This is a genomic window from Dyadobacter soli, from assembly GCF_900101885.1.
Taxonomy (GTDB): Bacteria; Bacteroidota; Bacteroidia; order Cytophagales; family Spirosomataceae; genus Dyadobacter; species Dyadobacter soli.
In genome coordinates this window covers 15041-32253 of record NZ_FNAN01000024.1, presented here as the reverse complement: position 1 = coordinate 32253, position 17213 = coordinate 15041, and the positions used below count along the sequence as shown (strand labels likewise).

Sequence of the window (17213 nt, the reverse complement as noted above, 5' to 3'; positions counted from 1 at the left end):
ATTGAATGTGACTCAAAACTATGTTTACTCTGCGTGGCCCGTCTTTCTTGAAATCGGTAAAAGGAAAAGTCGTCGTAGGCTTTTTCATTGCCTCTCTGGCTCTTGCGGCATCCTGGTTTACCAGCAAGGTAGCATTTGATAATATGCTCACCACGCTGGATACCCTTTCCACGCCGGACGACAAGATGCGGCTGGTAAACAAGATATTCCAGGACATTCTCACACTCGATCACCTTCAGAACGAACGCAAACTCAAAGGAGAAGAGCTTAACGACGAGGTACTCGCCCAATCCGTGGAATTGATTGCCACGCTCGATTCGCTCAGCATTATGAGCATTGAGGATCCCTTGCAGGTAATCCGGATCGATTCCATGAAAAAGATCCTTAAAGAGCGGGAGAAAATTTATGGCGACTACGTCAAGGTCCGAACGAAGCTCGTGAGTAACAAGGCACTGGAAGACGAAGTAAAGTCGATTTCCGGGCTGATCACTACGAATACGAAGGTTAAACCCGATAGCACGGTTGTAAAAACCGAAAAACGCACTACTACCACCACCGTTTATACCGAAGTGCCCGACACAAGCCAGAAGGCCACTGCAAAAAAAGGCTTCCTAAGCAGGGTATTTCGCGGAAACAAAAAGAATCAGCCGCCGGTAAAAGAGCCCACCAAGCTTGTCCAGAAGCAGGAAGTAAATGTACAGGTAGATACGATCCGTGTCGCCAAACAGGATAGCACCATCGAAAAGGTGGGTGAAGCTGTCCACGCCATCGAAAAATCACAGAAAAAACGTGCAGTAACCTTCGTCGACCGCGAACAGGAGCTTGCAACGGCTGGTAATTCGCTGGTAAAGCAATTACTGGGTGTAATGCAAGACGTGCAGAGAGATGTCTTGAAAGATTCCAATGAGAACAATGCACGGGCAAAAGGAATGGTGGAAGGCAGCGTCGATCACCTCGAATGGATCATGCTCGGCTTCCTTTTCCTGACCGCCGTAATGGCCTATTTCATCTTCACCGACATTGCAAAAAGTAACGACTACCGCCACCAGCTTGAAGAGGCGAAAGAAGAAGCGGAATACCATAGCATGGCGAAACAACGCTTCCTGGCCAATATGAGCCACGAGATCCGCACGCCGCTGCAATCCATCATCGGTTATGCGGAAGCGTTGAAAAACGAGGAAAAACCCAAGAAGCAAGACCTCGAAACGCTGCATTCGGCCTCGGAACATTTGCTGTACCTCGTCAATGAAGTGCTCGATTACAGCCGCATTATTTCCGACCGCTTCACCTTCGAAGACCGGGTATTTTCCATTAATCCGCTGTTAAATGAAGTAATACAGGTGCTCAGGCCCAATGCATTGGCCAAAGGATTAGTACTAAGGCTTGATAATGCCCTCAAACCAAATCTGTACCTGCACGGCGACCCGTTCCGACTGCGGCAGGTTCTGTACAATTTGCTGACTAATGCAATAAAGTTCACCGAAAACGGTGAGGTGGTTCTTAAAGTGGCCGGCCATGAAAGCGGTAATCTTGCCAAAATCGAATTTCAGATTTCGGATACGGGTATCGGGTTATCGAAAGAGCAGACGGAACGCATTTTTAACCAGTTCGAGCAGGCAGATCCGTCTATTCAACGGCGGTATGGCGGTACGGGACTCGGTCTCAGCATTGTAAAAGCATTGGTGGAAGGCATGTCGGGCAGTATACACGTTAACAGCAAGCAGGGAGAGGGCACGACTTTTTTTGTCACCACCAGTATGAAAAAGGCAGACACACTGGAATTGGCAGAGGAAGCGCCGGAAAAAAGTTATCAGATCAATGGCAAGGTCTGGCTGGTGGATGATGACGCCTTCATCCTCAAATGGTGCTCTTCCGTGCTCGAAATGAACGGCATTCAGCATGCGGCATTCTCCTCGGCGGAGGAAGTTCTCAACCGGCCATGGAACAGTGAAGTGAAGTTCGTGCTCACAGATATGCGTATGTCGGGCATGAACGGGGCCGAGCTCGTGAAACGCCTGCGCAAATCGGCACCGGCCGACGTTAAATTCTTTGTGCTTACCGCACAGGCATTGCCCGAGGAACGCAAAAAACTCCTGGGTATGGGCTTCGACGGTTACCTCATGAAGCCATTTCATTCCAGGGATTTGCTGGAACTGCTCGAATCGTCCTCTGCGCCAGCAACAACTCAGCCGGAAATTGTATCGATTTCACCAATCGAAGAGGTAGCTGAAAACGACCATTCGGCCCACAATCTCGATTTCGATTTTTCAATGCTTACCGAAATGACTTTCGGCGACGAAAGCCTGCTGCGCGAAATTCTTGACCAGTTTGTGAAAGATTGCCGAACGGACATCGATTCGCTACGTCACCATATTGCCGCCAACGAACCCGACCATACCCAGGAGCTCATGCACCGCATGGCCGGCCGCACGGGCCAGATCGGCGCACGCGACTTGTCGGCGCGGTTCAGGAACATGGAAATCGCATTGCGCGAAAACGCTTCTGAAGTGTCGGAAAAAGAAATGACGCAGGTCGTAAACGACGCTGCGTCAGTGATTGAGCAAGTGGAGGAAAAAGCGCTCTCCTACTCGATATGATATTTCTCGATTTTGTAATATAAAGTCTTGCGGTCGATGTTAAGCAGCTTCGCGGCCTTACTTTTGTTGTAGCGCACTTCCTGCAATACCTTTTCGATCATTTCTTTCTCGTGTGTTTCCTGTAATGCCTTCAAATCGGAGCCGGGAGCGGGTTTCTGCTGATCTTCCATAGCCGTGATCATTTCCGTGGGCAATGCGCTCAGGGTCGCCACTTCTTCTTTTGAAAGGAGCACCAGGCGTTTGATCACATTATTCAGCTCGCGCAGGTTACCCGGCCAATCGTATTTCTGGAAAACATCCATTACCTCTTTTGAAAGCTCCCGCACGTTGCGTTCGAGCTCTTCATTGGCCTTATCCACAAAATGCTGTACGAAAATCGGCAGGTCCTCACCGCGCTTGCGCAATGCAGGTACTTCGATTTTAAATTCGTTCAATCGGTGATAAAGGTCCTCGCGGAAATCACCGGTAGCGGCATTGGCGATCAGGTCTTCATTGGTTGCCGCGATGAGGCGTACATCCACTTTCACCTGCTGCGTACTGCCGATAGGCACGATAATGCGCTCCTGCAATGCACGAAGCAGCTTGATCTGCACATCGTAGCTCAAGTTACCGATTTCATCGAGGAACAATGTACCACCGTCCGCCGCTTCGAACTGACCGATTTTATCCTGCAATGCACCAGTGAATGCACCTTTTTTGTGCCCAAACAGCTCACTCGCTGCCAGGTCTTTGGACAACGAACCGCAGTCGATCGCCACGAATGGGCCATCGGCCCGCTTGCTGAGGCGGTGGATCGACTTCGCCACGTGCTCCTTACCCGTGCCGCTTTCGCCCTGGATGATCACCGACATATCCGTAGGTGCCACCAGCCGCACATATTCGAAAAGTTGTTTGGCAACTTTACTTTTTCCTTCAATATAATCGAGCGATTGTTTCTCTGCTTTCGAGTTACTTTTGGCCTTCGGCGCAGTTTTCACGCTCGTAACCTCTCCCTTATTCAGCGCTTCTCTCAGTACCATAAGCAATTCTTCCGGGTTCACCGGTTTAGTGATATAGTCGAAAGCCCCGATTTGCATGGCGGTAACCGCAGTCCTTACATCATGAAAACTCGTCATGATGAATGCCGGTGTGCGGTTGCCTTCGCTTCTGAGTGTTTTAAGAAAATCCACAGAATTGCCATCAGGCAGGCGGTAATCGAGCATAAGCACTTCAAACGGGCCTTCCGGATTGTTCTTCCCGAGCGCTTCTCTTGCCTCTTTAATGTTTGTACAAACCCTTACCTGATGACCATGCTTGCCGAGAAAATTGGTGAGCAATTTTGAAAATGTAGAATCGTCTTCAACGAGGAGCAGATGAGCCATGGGTGATACTATTTCTAAGAAAAATAAATACTGTTAAACGAGTGGGTATTATGTAAAAGTACAAAAAACAAACACCAAAAAGCCGGAGAAGTCTCCGGCTTTTCATTATGAGCCTGTCAGACGCCGGGAACGACGATTTGCTAGTCGATCTTCTTCCCGTACTTGTCCAGATTGAGTGTAGATGTTTCTTCCGCCCGCTTGATATTTACTTCATAATACTGTGAGTTATCGTCCCTGGTGACCAGGTAAGCGCTGGTTACTTTCCATTCGGCATAGGAGCCGGACAGCGTGCTTTTGACAGGTTCCGGCAGGTCTTCCGGCCGCACTGCAACCTTACTTTGTTCGGCATTAACGGTCATGTTTGTAGAAGATTGTACAGACGCGTCAACATCCGGTGTAACAGCTGCAAGTATGAGGGCGATGGCTATCGGGGTTATTCGCATGATGGGTCGGGCATTTGATTTTTAATATAAACTGAAAGAGATATTCGTGCCAATGGAAATATGTTACAAAAAAAGTTGATAATCAGATATTAAACAATTTTTATTCACAACTGTGTAACCGGAAGGAACGGGAGCTCTGCCTCAGGTTGTGGAATTTCACACCAGCTATGTGAAATTTAATAACCACTTTGCCCATATACTCGTTTCTTATTACCTGAACTAAAAAAAATTCAAAATTTTTTAAATTTTATTGTTTGGTTAAAATCATATTCCCTTATATTTGCGTAGAAATTATTTACAAGTGAAAAGTAGCACAACTACTACACACCGCTAGAGACTTAACGCTATACATTCATTCTATTGAATTATATCTCAGGCATTATTTACTCAACGTTATTTAAGAATACCATCGGTTCAGTCTGAAACATCAAGAGTCCCCACCCGGGACTCTTTTTGTTTTTACCTCTGTCCTCCCATTCTACATTCTCCATTCCTCCCTATCTTCCATCCTCCCTTCCTCCCTTCTCCTTTTTCAACCCCATTGATCTAAAGTAATCCGCACCGCGTAGGTCTGTCAGAACTCCTGCGACACACGGGGAGCGGCTCAATAACCTTTTATTGCTATGATCAAACACACAAACACGAAGCACAGCTCCGGCAATGCAGACAGTGAAATCACCGTCGTGAACAGACGCCTGTTTTTGCGCTCCGCCGGATTAGCCACATCATTGGGAACGATCATTATCGCGGCCGGATGTAGTAAAGACGACCACCCGATGATCCCGGGAGGGGAAGAAGTAAACCTGGGTTCAGGCGACATAGGTGTGCTCAACTATGCATACGCGCTGGAACAATTGGAAGCGGCATTTTATGCAAAAGTGGTTGACTCATTCTATTCCGGTGCCACCGATGCTGAAAAAGCGATCCTGACCGACATTCGGGACCACGAGATCGTACACCGTGATTTTTTCAAGGCTGCTTTGGGCAGTAACGCTATTAAAGGACTGACCCCTAACTTCGACGGCATCGACTTCGGCAGCAGGGCCGCGGTACTCGGTGCGGCAAAATTATTCGAAGACACCGGCGTAGCCGCCTACAACGGTGCAGGAAGACTGATCAAAGATCCTAACTACCTGTTGCTTGCAGGAAAGATCGTTTCCGTGGAGGCACGCCATGCCGCTGTTATCCGTGACCTGATCAACCCGAAATCCATGGATTTTGCCGGTGACGACATTATCGACATGAACGGAATGGACAAAGCTGTTGCGCCGGGCGACATTCTCGCGGCGGTTAAGGGCTTCGTGAAGGACATGATCAATGGCGCCAACGTAGGTAAATAATCATTCACACTTATTAGGATCAGACACAATGGATATTTTCAAAATCATAGATAAGTTTCAGCAAATCGACGGCGACGCCGTGGGGAGACTTGAATACGCGTCACGCCGTCATTTCATGAACAAGGTGGGGAGCAAGCTGGCTTCCGTCGCTATACCGACAGCCTTTGCGGCCGTCGTGAACAAGGCATTCGCACAATCGGCAGCGGCCGTGGATGTGCTCAACTACGCATTGACGCTCGAATACCTCGAAGACGAGTTTTACAAAGCCGGCCTTGCGGCTGCCAACCTGATTCCGGCGTCGGACAAAACGATTTTCATGCAAATCGGTAAGCACGAATCGCAGCACGTTGCATTCCTTGTGAAAGCATTGGGCGACAAGGCTATCAAGAAGCCGACTTTCGACTTCCAGTACGGAGGCGCTTTCGGTGATGTATTTACCAATTACAAAACGTTCGTAACCGTTTCGAGCGCATTGGAAGACACGGGTGTGCGTGCATACAAAGGACAGGCGGGCGTATTGATTGGCGATCCGCAAATCCTTGAATACGCATTGCAGGTGCATTCGGTAGAGGCACGTCACGCTGCCGTAGCACGCCGCCTGGCTGCCACGTTGCTCGGCTTGCCTGCCATGAAGGGCTGGATTACCGGTAAGGAAGGTGCAGTGCCCGCGATTTATGCCGGGGAAGATAACATGACCCAGGGAGGTGTAAATATCAAAGGCCTGGCTTCCAAATCGGACGCTGCTGTTACCGAAGCGTTCGACGAGCCATTGACCAAGCAGGCGGTTCTGGACATCGCCGGGCCGTTTATCAAGGCTTAATCTGCGTAATTAACGTAAACTTTCCCTGTTAGACTTTATACATGCACTTTTGGTGAGCCATGCTCCGGGTGCCCGGTTACACACTATTATGAATCAGGAGGTTACTGGCGACGGTAGCCTCTTTTTTATAGGTAAACTGCCCGAAATGGCGCGATATAATGGTTTAAGCCGCGTGGTTTATGTAAATTTGGAAATAATGTTTTACAAGTTTTCCTGAACCAGTTGATGAATTCCGATTTTAACAGAAGAGATTTTCTCCGGCAGGGCAGCCTCACCGCGCTGGCTACCGCAATGGGCAGCCAGATCGTTTTCGCAAACAAAATGCCGGCAGGTTACCGACCCATTTTCCTTGATGAAAAAGATGCATTGAAAGGCAAAAGCACGGAAATGATCGTGCAGGGCGACAAACCCTGGAACGTGGAAACGCCGTTGCATTTGCTCGACGACCGCATTACCCCGGTGGAAAACATGTTCATCCGCAATAACGGCCTCGTTCCGGAGAAGATAGATGTTGCCAACTGGACGCTCACCATCGACGGCGAGTCGGTGAAAGCGCCGAAAACCTACTCTCTGGCCGATCTTAAAAAGAAATTCAAACAATATACTTATCAACTCGTGCTCGAATGCGGCGGTAATGGCCGTTCGGGTTACCAGCCTCAGGCTTCGGGCAACCAATGGGGCCAGGGTGCGGTGCATTGCGCGCAATGGACGGGCGTGCGGTTGAAAGATATTCTGAACGATGCAGGCATTAAAAGCGACGCTGTATATATAGGTTACCACGGCAAAGACCTTCACCTGAGCCGCGACCCCAAGAAAGAATCTATTTCGAGGGGTGTACCTATCGCGAAAGCACTGGAAGACGAAACGCTCGTCGCCTGGCAAATGAACGGCAAAGACATTCCCGAGTTCCACGGTTACCCGTTGCGGCTCGTGATCGGCGGCTGGCCCGCGTCGGTTTCAGGAAAATGGCTGAGCGGTATTTCGGTGCGTAATAAGGTGCACGATGGCGCGAAAATGGAAGGCCACAGCTACAAGCTGCCCCGCAATCCGGTAGCGCCCGGCACAGAAATTCCCGCTACCGATGAATATTACAAAATCATCGAGTCGATGCCTGTAAAATCGCTGATCACCTATCCTAAGACGGGTGCAATGCTCGATCCCGGCAAGGAGCTCGCATTGCGCGGGCACGCGTGGGCGGGTGACCATTCGGTGAAAAAGGTGGAAGTTTCGATCGATTTCGGCGCTACCTGGAAGGAATGCAAGCTGGAAGCACCTGCGAACAGGCTGGCGTGGCAGCATTGGAATACTAACATTAAATTTCCGGTGAATGGCTACTACGAAATTTGGGTAAAAGCGACCGACGATAAGGGCAATGCACAGCCAATGCTGACACCTGCGTGGAATCCCGGTGGATATTTGAACAATGCCTGTGAGCGAATCGCCGTCAAGGTAGGATAATGTACATTCCCGCCTCCGGGCCAATCTGATATTTTATGAAGACCCTATTGATTGCCATGCTCGGCGCAGGTATTGTATATCAAACCTTGCCCGAAACCTCGGCCACATATAATAATGTAAATGCGGCGCTCGCTGACACCACGAAAACCGACCCTGAAACGGGCCTGATCGTGGACGAGAACCTCTATATGGTGAAAGCGCAATGCACCAACTGCCATTCTACCAAACTCATCACCGCCAACCGCTTCACGCGCGACGGCTGGAAGCAGAAAATACGCTGGATGCAAGCCAACCATAACCTGTGGGAGTTGGGCGACGCGGAAAAACCCGTGCTCGATTATCTGGAAAAAAATTATTCGCCAACTGCCTCAGTGGCAAGGAGGGCGCCATTGAAGGACATTAAGTGGTATAAGCTGGATCAAAACTGATCGGAAACAATACCTATCTTTGGCATTCAAACTTTATGAATATTCCGCGTGCCTGATTTCCGCTTCCTGATTTCCCGATTTGCATTTTCCAGCCTGCTGTTCCTCGTTCTCACAAGTGCCCCGACCATGCTCGCCTCGTGCGCGCTGACATCGGAAGAAGGCCAGCAACTACGCAGCAACAGCGATTTACCCAACCCGCTCAAAGCAGAAGTGATTGGTATCCAGGACGGTGACACGATTGAATTGAAGTATATTTATTCGGGTAAAAAAGCGGGACGCCGGATGGGCAAAAATGTGCGGATACGCTTTTTGCATATCAACTGTCCCGAGCGCGGCATGCCTTTCTACAATAATGCGAAGCAGTTTACGAGCGAGAAATGCTTCCGGAAGATTGTCAGCATTCGCCACAAAGGCGAGTTCGATAAATATGGCCGACTGCTCGGCGAAGTAGTGCTGTCGGATGGTAAAGTTTTGAATAAGGAATTGGTCAAAAAAGGGCTGGCCGTGCATTTCAAGAAATATTCCAAAGATCAGGAATATGCCAAACTTGAAATAGCCGCCCACAAACAGAAAATAGGTATCTGGACCCAGCCGGGCATGGAACTCGGGCATCTATAATAACTAATGGAGCATTCGTCGGCAGCACTTTTTCAGATCCTTTACCAAGATGAAACCTTGTTTCAGCTGGAAGACTACGTGCTTGCGGCAACGCCTTCTGTCGAGTCGGTCGAGCAAATCGAGCCGCCCATACCCGCTCCCGCGACCGTACAGGCGGATACGCCCACGCTGCATGCGACACCGGCAATACCTGCGTCTGTCGCACAGCCAACACCCGGCGCGCTGGCTCAGTCGGCATTGCCGCCCACCCCGGCCATTCCTGCGCCGCCCCCCGCGCCGGAACCTTTACAAAAAACAGCTCCCGCATTCCCTGCATTAAAACATAAAGTACTCGTCCTCACCGACGAATCGAAGCAAAAGGAAATGCTCATGTCCGAGGCATTATTCCTCGACAACATCCTCAAAGCCGTGGGACACTCGCTGGAAACGAGCGATGTTTTGAATTTCAGTTTCATGCCCGGGCAAGATGCACGCACGGTGCTTGCCGGTAAAAAAACCAATTATTTTATCTCCTTCGGCGTACCGCTGATCAAGCTCCATCTTGATCTCTTACTCGTTCCCTACACGCCCAAAAATCTGGAAGGAATCTGGTTCCTGCTCGTGGATCCGCTGGTTGTCATCGAGGCCGACCGGAATTTGAAGAAAAAACTCTGGCAAGCATTACAGAAGATGTTTGAAATGTCCTAATCCCCAGCGCCTTACCTTTTTTAATGGCCGGTCATCACAATATAATAGCGATTTTGTTTGTTTTCATGGATAATCGCAGGCTAACCCATGAAAACTATGGCCAAACTGACTGAATTAATTGCCGGCTGGTTTCGTCCGAGAGAGTCCGACGAAAACGATTTTTACGATGATGAGCCTGTTCAGGCGAACGACACCCCTACCCAATCAGTGGAACAAAATCCAATCACGCAAACAACCGTTGCCCAAACCAGGCAACCTTTAATGGCTGCTGCGCCACAGCCCCAGCAACCCGCATTTCAGGCGCCTGTACAGGCAGCGCCGATGCAGGCCGCATCTCAGCCGGGCGTTTACCAACAAGCCACGCCTGTGCAGGTCGCGCCTATGCAGGCCGCGCCCCAATCGCTTCCAGAGCTGGAAAAAGTGGAGGTAGCGATCCCCTACTGGCTGGAAGACGAAGACACATTACGCGATGAGGGCGTACTGTTCGGCCTTTCGGAATCGGACCCGAACGAGAAAACCGACATTATCCACAAATACTTCTCGAACCTGGCCGCGTCGCATATTGCCGGCATCGAGCAGCATAACGAGCGCATCCAGGAGCTGAACCTGTTTATCGGCCAGAAACAAAACCGCATCGACGAGTTGCAGGAGCGTTTGAAAAATCCGGGCGCGCGTACGGAAGGCGAGCATCACCTCCCGCGTACGCTCATAGGCATTACGTTATGCGCGGCCATGTGCGTGGGTAACTTTTTCCTGATACGCGAATCGCTGAAACCGGCATTTGCGGATAACTCATGGATCGCGTTGGGCGTGTTCCTCGCAGGTATGTTCAGCCTTTTCGGCCGCATTTCGCTTTTCCACGATACCGATTCGAAAGTAACCTGGAAATCGCTGCTGGAAGAAATAGGGTTGCCATTTGCGGCTGCGTTGTTCGTGTTTGCGAATGTGATCACTTACCAAACCTGGTGGCAGGCATTCGCGCTGTTCGTTTTTGTGTTTTTCCTCTTCCTTTTTGCGGGAAAACTGCTGCTCAGTAACATTACCGTACTGCGCAATGACCTGAAAATCTGGTTAAATATTCGTCGCGACCGTCAGGATTTTGTTGAAAATAACTACAACTGGGAATCGGAATGCCAGACGTTGCAGGAGGAGATCGACGACCTCCGTGTAAAAAAATGGCAGGTACTACGCGAGCAGAGCCACGCCGAGACCGAGCGCGACCGCCTTTTTGCCAAAAGGGACATGCTTATCAAGCTTTTTGAGAGCGAATTCTACCTCGCACGCCGCATGAAAAACGAACTCACCACCCGGCAGCTCAACCTGATCCAGAAGGGCAAATAGTGGCGGAAAGATGATCAGGAAATGCGCTGATGGCGCGGTTTTTTACCCAAAACTAATATTCGATCAACCCTAAACAGGACCATGAACGAGCAAAATCCAAATGAAAACGGAGATTACCAACACGGTTACACGCGTGGAATGGAAGGTATCGACCGTGAAGTATATGAAAACTATTTGTCCAGCAATGTAAACCACGGCTGGATTCAGGACCGGCTCAATGAAAAGAAACAGGAGCTGTCTGAAACAAGAGGCAGGAACCAGCAGGCGCTGGCCGAGCACAAAACTGCGTACGGCAAATTGCAGAATGAGGTAATGGGCCTTAATAATGCAGCCACGCAAATGAAGGACATGGAGCGCTCGATCAACGAAATCGACGCACAGACCGGGGAGTTGAGGGAGAAACGTGCGGAAAAAGCGCCTTCCTACTCGCTCATTGCCGGTTTGATCTTCCTTGCGGCGGGTATTTCCTTCATCGCCGGTGACTTGATCATTTCGCACGAAATCGTTGCCTACGCGCTGAATATCCGGAATTCTAACGAAGCCTGGGCATTCGCCATCGGTTTGGCGATGCTGTCGGTGCTGTTGAAACCGGCTTATGACCGGCTGGTGGAAGAGCCTTATCACAAAGAGGATTCACCCAAAGCGAAATCGCGGTATGCAGGTTTCAAACTGGTATTATCGATTTTCGCGATCGTCACGTTGATCGTGCTGGGCTGGTTCCGTTACGAGGCCTACCGTACCGACAAGCTGAAAGAGGCGATCAACAAATCGGTAAAAAACCTGCAATTGAATGCCGTCGACCCGCTGACTGGCGCGCCGGTGGATAGTCCTGCATTGACCAAGAAAATCGAGCAGGCATTACAGAACTCCGATCAGCTGAACCTCGACCTCGTCAATAGTCCATGGGCATTGCTGTCGTTCGTATTGAGCGGTGTGCTGTTCGCAATCGCGGGTGCGGTGTCACTGGGTATGGCGCTGCCGGTGCTGCAAGGTTTCTGGTACCGATGGTTGCAAATCGACCCGAAACTGGCCCGCCTACGCAGGAGAAGAAAGCGGATTTTGAAACAAATGGAGCCGCTGCAATTGCTGGTAACACAGCATATGACGCAAAAAACGGTTCTCGAAAACGACATCGAGCTTTTGCCTAAATTGGAAGAGCTGAAAGCGGAAGAAGCCAAAATCAGGGCGGAAATAGAGGCACTCGAAAACGAGCGGAAATCTGCATTGACCGACAGCCGCGTACAGTCGTTCGGCGACGGTTATGCGCACGGGCAGGTAACCCGGGACGTCATGAACGAGGAAGAATACGACGCCTGGCGCAATAGCCATCTGACGGTTTCGAACCTCGCATTGCGCGCCAAATCGAACGCCTCGGCCGATCGTGCCGTGCCTCGTACGCGCAGTACGGGAATGCGCCCGCACCAGGCCATCCGCAAGGCAATTACCGACCGTTTTGACGAAAACAATTTATAGTTCTTAAATTGGGGGGCTCATTTCCAATATTATGATTCTGACCCCCCATTTAAGAATTATCTCCTGCGACGATACACTTTACGACGCTATCCGCATGGGAAACAATACATTAGCCCGCGTTATGGGCGTAAACGTCCCCAAAAAGTGGACGGAATTCCGCGATACTTTCACACCATCTTATCACCGTTGGAAAGCCCACCCGCCGCTGCGCGACTGGTGGGTTTATCTCATTATACACGTCCCCGATAACATGCTCATCGGCTCGTGCGGCTACAAAGGAGAGCCCGATGCGAATGGCATGGTAGAGATTGGTTACGAGGTCATTCCATCTTATCGCGAGAAGGGATTAGGAACCGAAACCGCCAAAGGATTACTGGATCATGCATTTCAGCATGCGTCCGTGCGCAAAGTAATCGCGCATACGCTGGCGGAAGAGAATGCTTCCGGGCACATTCTGGAAAAATTGGGTTTTGCACAGACGGAGGATATCAACGACCCCGATGAAGGTTTGTTATGGCGTTGGGAAATTAGCCGCCGGTAATCGTATTGTCTGCGATTTAACACAAATTCGCAAGATTTTAAGGTCAAAAATAAATTGGACTGGTTCGATATTTTTTTGGCTTAATTGATTACCTTAATTCACAAATCTTCGTTCTTACCCTTTGCTCTGAAATTATGACCTCGATATCGAAGGATACCTATCCATGGCTCAAAAACTACCCGGAGGGCATTCCCTATGAAATAAATCCGGATGCGTACTCGTCGCTGCTCGAAATGATGGAGGCGAGTTTCCGGGAGCACGCTGATAAGCCAGCCTACACCAACATGGATAAAAAGCTGACTTTCGGGCAACTGGATGAACTTTCACAGAATTTCGCGGCATACCTGCAAAGCGTCGGCCTGAAACAGGGCGATCGCATTGCCTTGCAAATGCCCAATCTCCTTCAATATCCGGTAGTAATGATGGGTTCGCTGCGTGCTGGCCTGACGATCGTGAACACGAACCCGTTGTACACCCCGCGTGAAATGCAGCATCAGTTCAAGGATTCGGGGGCGAAAGCGATTGTGATACTGGCCAACTTCGCCGTTAACCTCGAAAAGGTCATTGCCAACACGAATATCGAGCATGTGATCATTACCGAAATCGGTGACTTGCTGGGCTTTCCTAAAAAGCTGATCGTGAATGCGGTGGTGAAATATGTGAAGAAAATGGTGCCTGCCTACCACCTGAAAAACACCGTTACGCTCGCGCACGCGCTGTCGATTGGCTCAGGTATCACCTATCAGAAACCAAATGTTTCGGGCCTCGATCTAGCGTTCATCCAATATACCGGCGGTACCACGGGAGTCTCGAAGGGAGCGATGCTCACGCACAGGAACCTGATCGCCAATGTGGAAGGTATTAACGAATGGCTGATGTCGAAAATGCGGACCTCGGAGACAACCGGGCAGCTGACGCTCATCGCCGCATTGCCGCTGTACCATGTTTTCGCAATGACTATCAATGGGTTATGCGGTATCAAATGGGGTGCATTGAATGTAATGATCACCAATCCGAAAGACATTCCTGCATTCATCAAAGAACTCAAAAAGCATACATTCCATATTTTCCCCGGGCTGAACACGCTTTTTAACGGCCTGCTGAATAATTCGGAATTTGCCTCGGTGAACTTTTCGAACCTGAAAATCACCATCGCCGGCGGTATGGCGCTGCAAAAGATCGTAGCCGAGCGCTGGGAAAAAGCCACAGGGTGCCCGCTGGTGGAAGGTTACGGACTTTCGGAAACGTCACCCGTGCTTTCGGTGAATCCATTGAATGGCAAACATAAGCAAGGTACCATCGGCCTGCCTTTTCCGAGCACGGAAATGCGTATCCTCAGCGAGGACGACAAATGGCTGCCGATCGGCGAGCGCGGAGAAATCTGCGCGAAAGGGCCACAGATTATGCTCGGCTATTACAACCGCCCCGACGAAACCGCCAAAGTGATCCTGGAAGATGAAAGTGGTCGCTGGTTCAAAACGGGCGACATTGGTATCGAGGACGCCGACGGCTTTTTCAAGATCGTGGACCGGAAAAAGGATATGATCCTCGTTTCGGGTTTCAATGTTTATCCCAATGAAATCGAAGACGTGGTAGCCCAATGTCCCGGCGTCGCGGAAGTGGCTTGTGTGGGTGTTCCTGATGAAAAATCGGGGGAAATGGTAAAGATTTTTGTAGTCAAAAAAGACCCGGAACTAACTGAGGAAAAGGTGAAAGCATTCTGTAAAGAGAACCTTACCGGCTACAAATGCCCGCGTCAGATCGAGTTCCGGAAAGAGCTGCCCAAAACCAATGTAGGCAAGATACTCCGGCGTGCGCTGCGCGAGGAGGAAATGGCGAAAGTTGCCCATTAAGGCCGAAAAACGGAGGAAGGTTTAGTATATTTAGGCAAACAAGTTCTCAACCTTGAATGCAAATCTATATGAATCTACACCGGAAAACTTTGGTACTATTACATGGGCATGGCATAGATGACACGATTTGGGACAGCCTCGACGCTGCGATCAATGACACTTACACGGTAGTGAGGCCCAACATTTCACTCCTTACCTCCTGCCAGTCGGTGGAAGAATATGCCGACGAGTTGCATCGCCTTTTGACCAATGCCAATATCCAGAAATGCACATTGATCGGCCATTCGATGGGTGGTTACATTTCCCTCGCATTTGCCGAAAAATACCCGGATATGCTCGAAGGTTTCGGGCTTTTCCATTCCACCGCCTACGCCGACGATGACTCCAAAAAGCATCAACGCGGCCAGATGATCGACCTTCTTCGCACTTATGGGACAGAGTCTTTCGTGAAAAGTACCGCCGCAAATCTTTTCGGTGACCGCTACAAGGAACTCTACCCTGAGCGCATCAAAGAACATATCGCGCACTTCGGGAAGTTGCCCGCCGAAGCGTTGATCGCCGGTATCAACGCCATGCGCAACCGCCCCGATCGCACCGCAGTACTAGCCAGCCTGCCCTTCCCGGTTCTGTTCATTATCGGAATGCAGGACAAGCTGATTCATTTTGAAAGCGTCATCGAACTCGCCGAATATCCGAAAAAGAGCTATCCGCTGATCTTCGCCGAGGCCGGGCATATGGGCATGGTGGAGCGTCCGGATTCCACTGCCAGGATGATCAACTGGTATATGAGTAAAATTTAACAGAAGAAAAAAGCGAAAACATCATCAAAAACAGGCCATTATGCGTTACTACCGATATACTAATGGCCTGTTTTTCTTTTAGCTATGCAAAAATCTATCCCTGCCCTATCCTTCCGGTACCTTGGCTTCCTGCTCATATGGAGCTTGCTGATCCTCAATTCATGTAAGGAAGATGAGCCTAAGGTAGTACCGCCTGCCGAGGAGAATGTCTATTTAAAGGAAATTACTGCACTCAAAACGCTGACCAAGGAACAGATCCTGCAACAGGCGTCGGCGTTCGGGCCCCTGGCGGCTCTGTATGTGAAGAATGGGGTGAAGGTTTACAAGATCACTTACAAAACGAAAAATACCGACGGCGCGGAGATTACCGCTTCCGGTGCATTGATTTTGCCGGTTGCAGCCGGACCCGTGTCGATGATCAGCGTACAGCACGGCACGATAACCGATCAGGACCAGGCCCCTTCCGTATTCAAAGACGGGTCCGAGGGCTCATCTTTCGGTTCGCTATTCGGTGCGATGGGCTACATTATCGCCTACCCGGATTATATTGGTTATGGTGCTTCCAAAAACCTCCCGCACCCGTACGAGCACCGCGCGAGCCTCGCCTCGGCGTCTCTGGATATGCTGCGGGCTGCGAAAGAATTTCTCAGAGGTCAGAATGAAGTGAAATGGGACGAAAAACTTTATGTAGCAGGCTATTCAGAAGGTGGTTATGCGACCATGTCGCTCCAACGGAAGATTGAAGAAGAAGCCTCTTCGGAATTTAATTTGCGGGCGTCGAGCTGCGGAGCAGGCGCTTATGATAAGACCGCATTCATGAAGCACATCATCAACGATAAAACAGACGGCATTGCAGGGTATAATTCGCTCTATTTGTGGGTATTGCTTACCTACGACCGCATTTACAAGCTGAACAAGCCCGCTTCCTATTATTTCACAGAAAAGTACGCTTCTAAAATTGCTGCGTCGGGGCAAAACGTATCCATCGCCGAAAGCTTCCATCTGGCTCTGAACGATTCATTCAAAAAAGCGCTCAACGACGGTACCGATAAAGGTTTCATCGACGCCATTGCCGATAATGACGTGTACAATTTCAAGCCTAAAACCCCTACCAGGCTTTATCACGGCACAAAAGATCCGCTCGTTTTTTTCTTCAACTCCGAAAACGCTTACAATGCAATGCAAAAGCTGGGAGCTACCAATGTGAGCTTTGTCAAGGTTGCCGATGGCACGCACAGCAACTCGGTTTTGCCGTTCCTGGTGGGCACACAGGCATTTTTTGCCGAAACCCTGTAAATAATGTGGTATATTCGCATCCCACTAGTTTCATAGGGTAAATATGCTTTCTACTTCCAAGTTTACTATATTTTCTTCCCGGCGGGCATTCTTTCAGCCTGTTCGATGTTGTTGATTTACGCTTTCCGGAGAGGCCGCATGGCCGGTAACTCTTCAT

General features: G+C 49.9%; 15 protein-coding genes. 13 read left to right on the top strand and 2 right to left on the bottom strand.

Going from position 1 to position 17213, the window contains the following annotated elements; genetic code table 11:
* Positions 1 to 20 precede the first annotated feature (20 nt).
* Complete coding sequence (locus BLQ88_RS31140) at positions 21 to 2597, top strand: hybrid sensor histidine kinase/response regulator (protein ID WP_090156933.1); 2577 nt, start codon at positions 21 to 23, stop codon at positions 2595 to 2597.
* On the opposite strand, the gene BLQ88_RS31135 is transcribed toward BLQ88_RS31140, so the two are convergent.
* A complete protein-coding gene (locus BLQ88_RS31135; RefSeq protein ID WP_090156932.1) occupies positions 2585 to 3958 on the bottom strand; it encodes a sigma-54-dependent transcriptional regulator in 1374 nt (457 codons plus the stop codon). The genes BLQ88_RS31140 and BLQ88_RS31135 overlap by 13 nt on opposite strands.
* Before the next feature lie 140 nt (positions 3959 to 4098).
* The gene (locus tag BLQ88_RS31130; RefSeq protein WP_090156931.1) at positions 4099 to 4401 is read right to left on the bottom strand and encodes a hypothetical protein; all 303 of its coding nucleotides are present in this window, start codon (positions 4399 to 4401) and stop codon (positions 4099 to 4101) included.
* A 623-nt stretch (positions 4402 to 5024) separates the two neighbouring features.
* Between BLQ88_RS31130 and BLQ88_RS31125 the strand changes: the two genes are divergently transcribed.
* The 12 genes from BLQ88_RS31125 to BLQ88_RS31070 all read left to right on the top strand — a co-directional run bounded on the left by BLQ88_RS31125 (position 5025) and on the right by BLQ88_RS31070 (position 17056).
* Complete coding sequence (locus BLQ88_RS31125) at positions 5025 to 5741, top strand: ferritin-like domain-containing protein (RefSeq protein WP_090156930.1); 717 nt, start codon at positions 5025 to 5027, stop codon at positions 5739 to 5741.
* Positions 5742 to 5769: 28 nt separating this feature from the next.
* On the top strand, positions 5770 to 6561 hold the full coding sequence (locus BLQ88_RS31120; RefSeq protein WP_090156929.1) for a ferritin-like domain-containing protein: 792 nt from the start codon (positions 5770 to 5772) through the stop codon (positions 6559 to 6561).
* Positions 6562 to 6786: 225 nt separating this feature from the next.
* Positions 6787 to 8019 (top strand): sulfite oxidase, encoded by a 1233-nt coding sequence (locus BLQ88_RS31115; RefSeq protein ID WP_090156928.1) that lies wholly within the window; start codon positions 6787 to 6789, stop codon positions 8017 to 8019.
* A 35-nt stretch (positions 8020 to 8054) separates the two neighbouring features.
* Complete coding sequence (locus tag BLQ88_RS31110; RefSeq protein WP_090156927.1) at positions 8055 to 8447, top strand: hypothetical protein; 393 nt, start codon at positions 8055 to 8057, stop codon at positions 8445 to 8447.
* A 48-nt stretch (positions 8448 to 8495) separates the two neighbouring features.
* Positions 8496 to 9065: a thermonuclease family protein gene (locus BLQ88_RS31105; RefSeq protein WP_229212943.1), complete on the top strand. Its 570-nt coding sequence runs from the start codon at positions 8496 to 8498 to the stop codon at positions 9063 to 9065.
* A gap of 6 nt (positions 9066 to 9071) precedes the next feature.
* Complete coding sequence (locus BLQ88_RS31100; protein WP_090156926.1) at positions 9072 to 9752, top strand: hypothetical protein; 681 nt, start codon at positions 9072 to 9074, stop codon at positions 9750 to 9752.
* A gap of 96 nt (positions 9753 to 9848) precedes the next feature.
* Complete coding sequence (locus BLQ88_RS31095) at positions 9849 to 11093, top strand: hypothetical protein (RefSeq protein ID WP_090156999.1); 1245 nt, start codon at positions 9849 to 9851, stop codon at positions 11091 to 11093.
* Between the two features lie 81 nt (positions 11094 to 11174).
* Entirely contained in the window at positions 11175 to 12566 is a 1392-nt protein-coding gene (locus BLQ88_RS31090; RefSeq protein WP_090156925.1) for a hypothetical protein, read from the top strand.
* Between the two features lie 31 nt (positions 12567 to 12597).
* Complete coding sequence (locus BLQ88_RS31085; protein WP_090156924.1) at positions 12598 to 13107, top strand: GNAT family N-acetyltransferase; 510 nt, start codon at positions 12598 to 12600, stop codon at positions 13105 to 13107.
* A gap of 134 nt (positions 13108 to 13241) precedes the next feature.
* Positions 13242 to 14960, top strand: coding sequence for an AMP-binding protein (locus BLQ88_RS31080; protein WP_176885163.1), 1719 nt, complete (start codon positions 13242 to 13244; stop codon positions 14958 to 14960).
* Between the two features lie 89 nt (positions 14961 to 15049).
* Positions 15050 to 15760 carry an alpha/beta fold hydrolase gene (locus BLQ88_RS31075; RefSeq protein WP_229212942.1) on the top strand — a complete coding sequence of 237 codons (711 nt, stop codon included), beginning with the start codon at positions 15050 to 15052 and terminating at the stop codon, positions 15758 to 15760.
* An 84-nt stretch (positions 15761 to 15844) separates the two neighbouring features.
* Entirely contained in the window at positions 15845 to 17056 is a 1212-nt protein-coding gene (locus BLQ88_RS31070; protein ID WP_090156921.1) for an alpha/beta hydrolase family protein, read from the top strand.
* Positions 17057 to 17213: the final 157 nt, after the last annotated feature.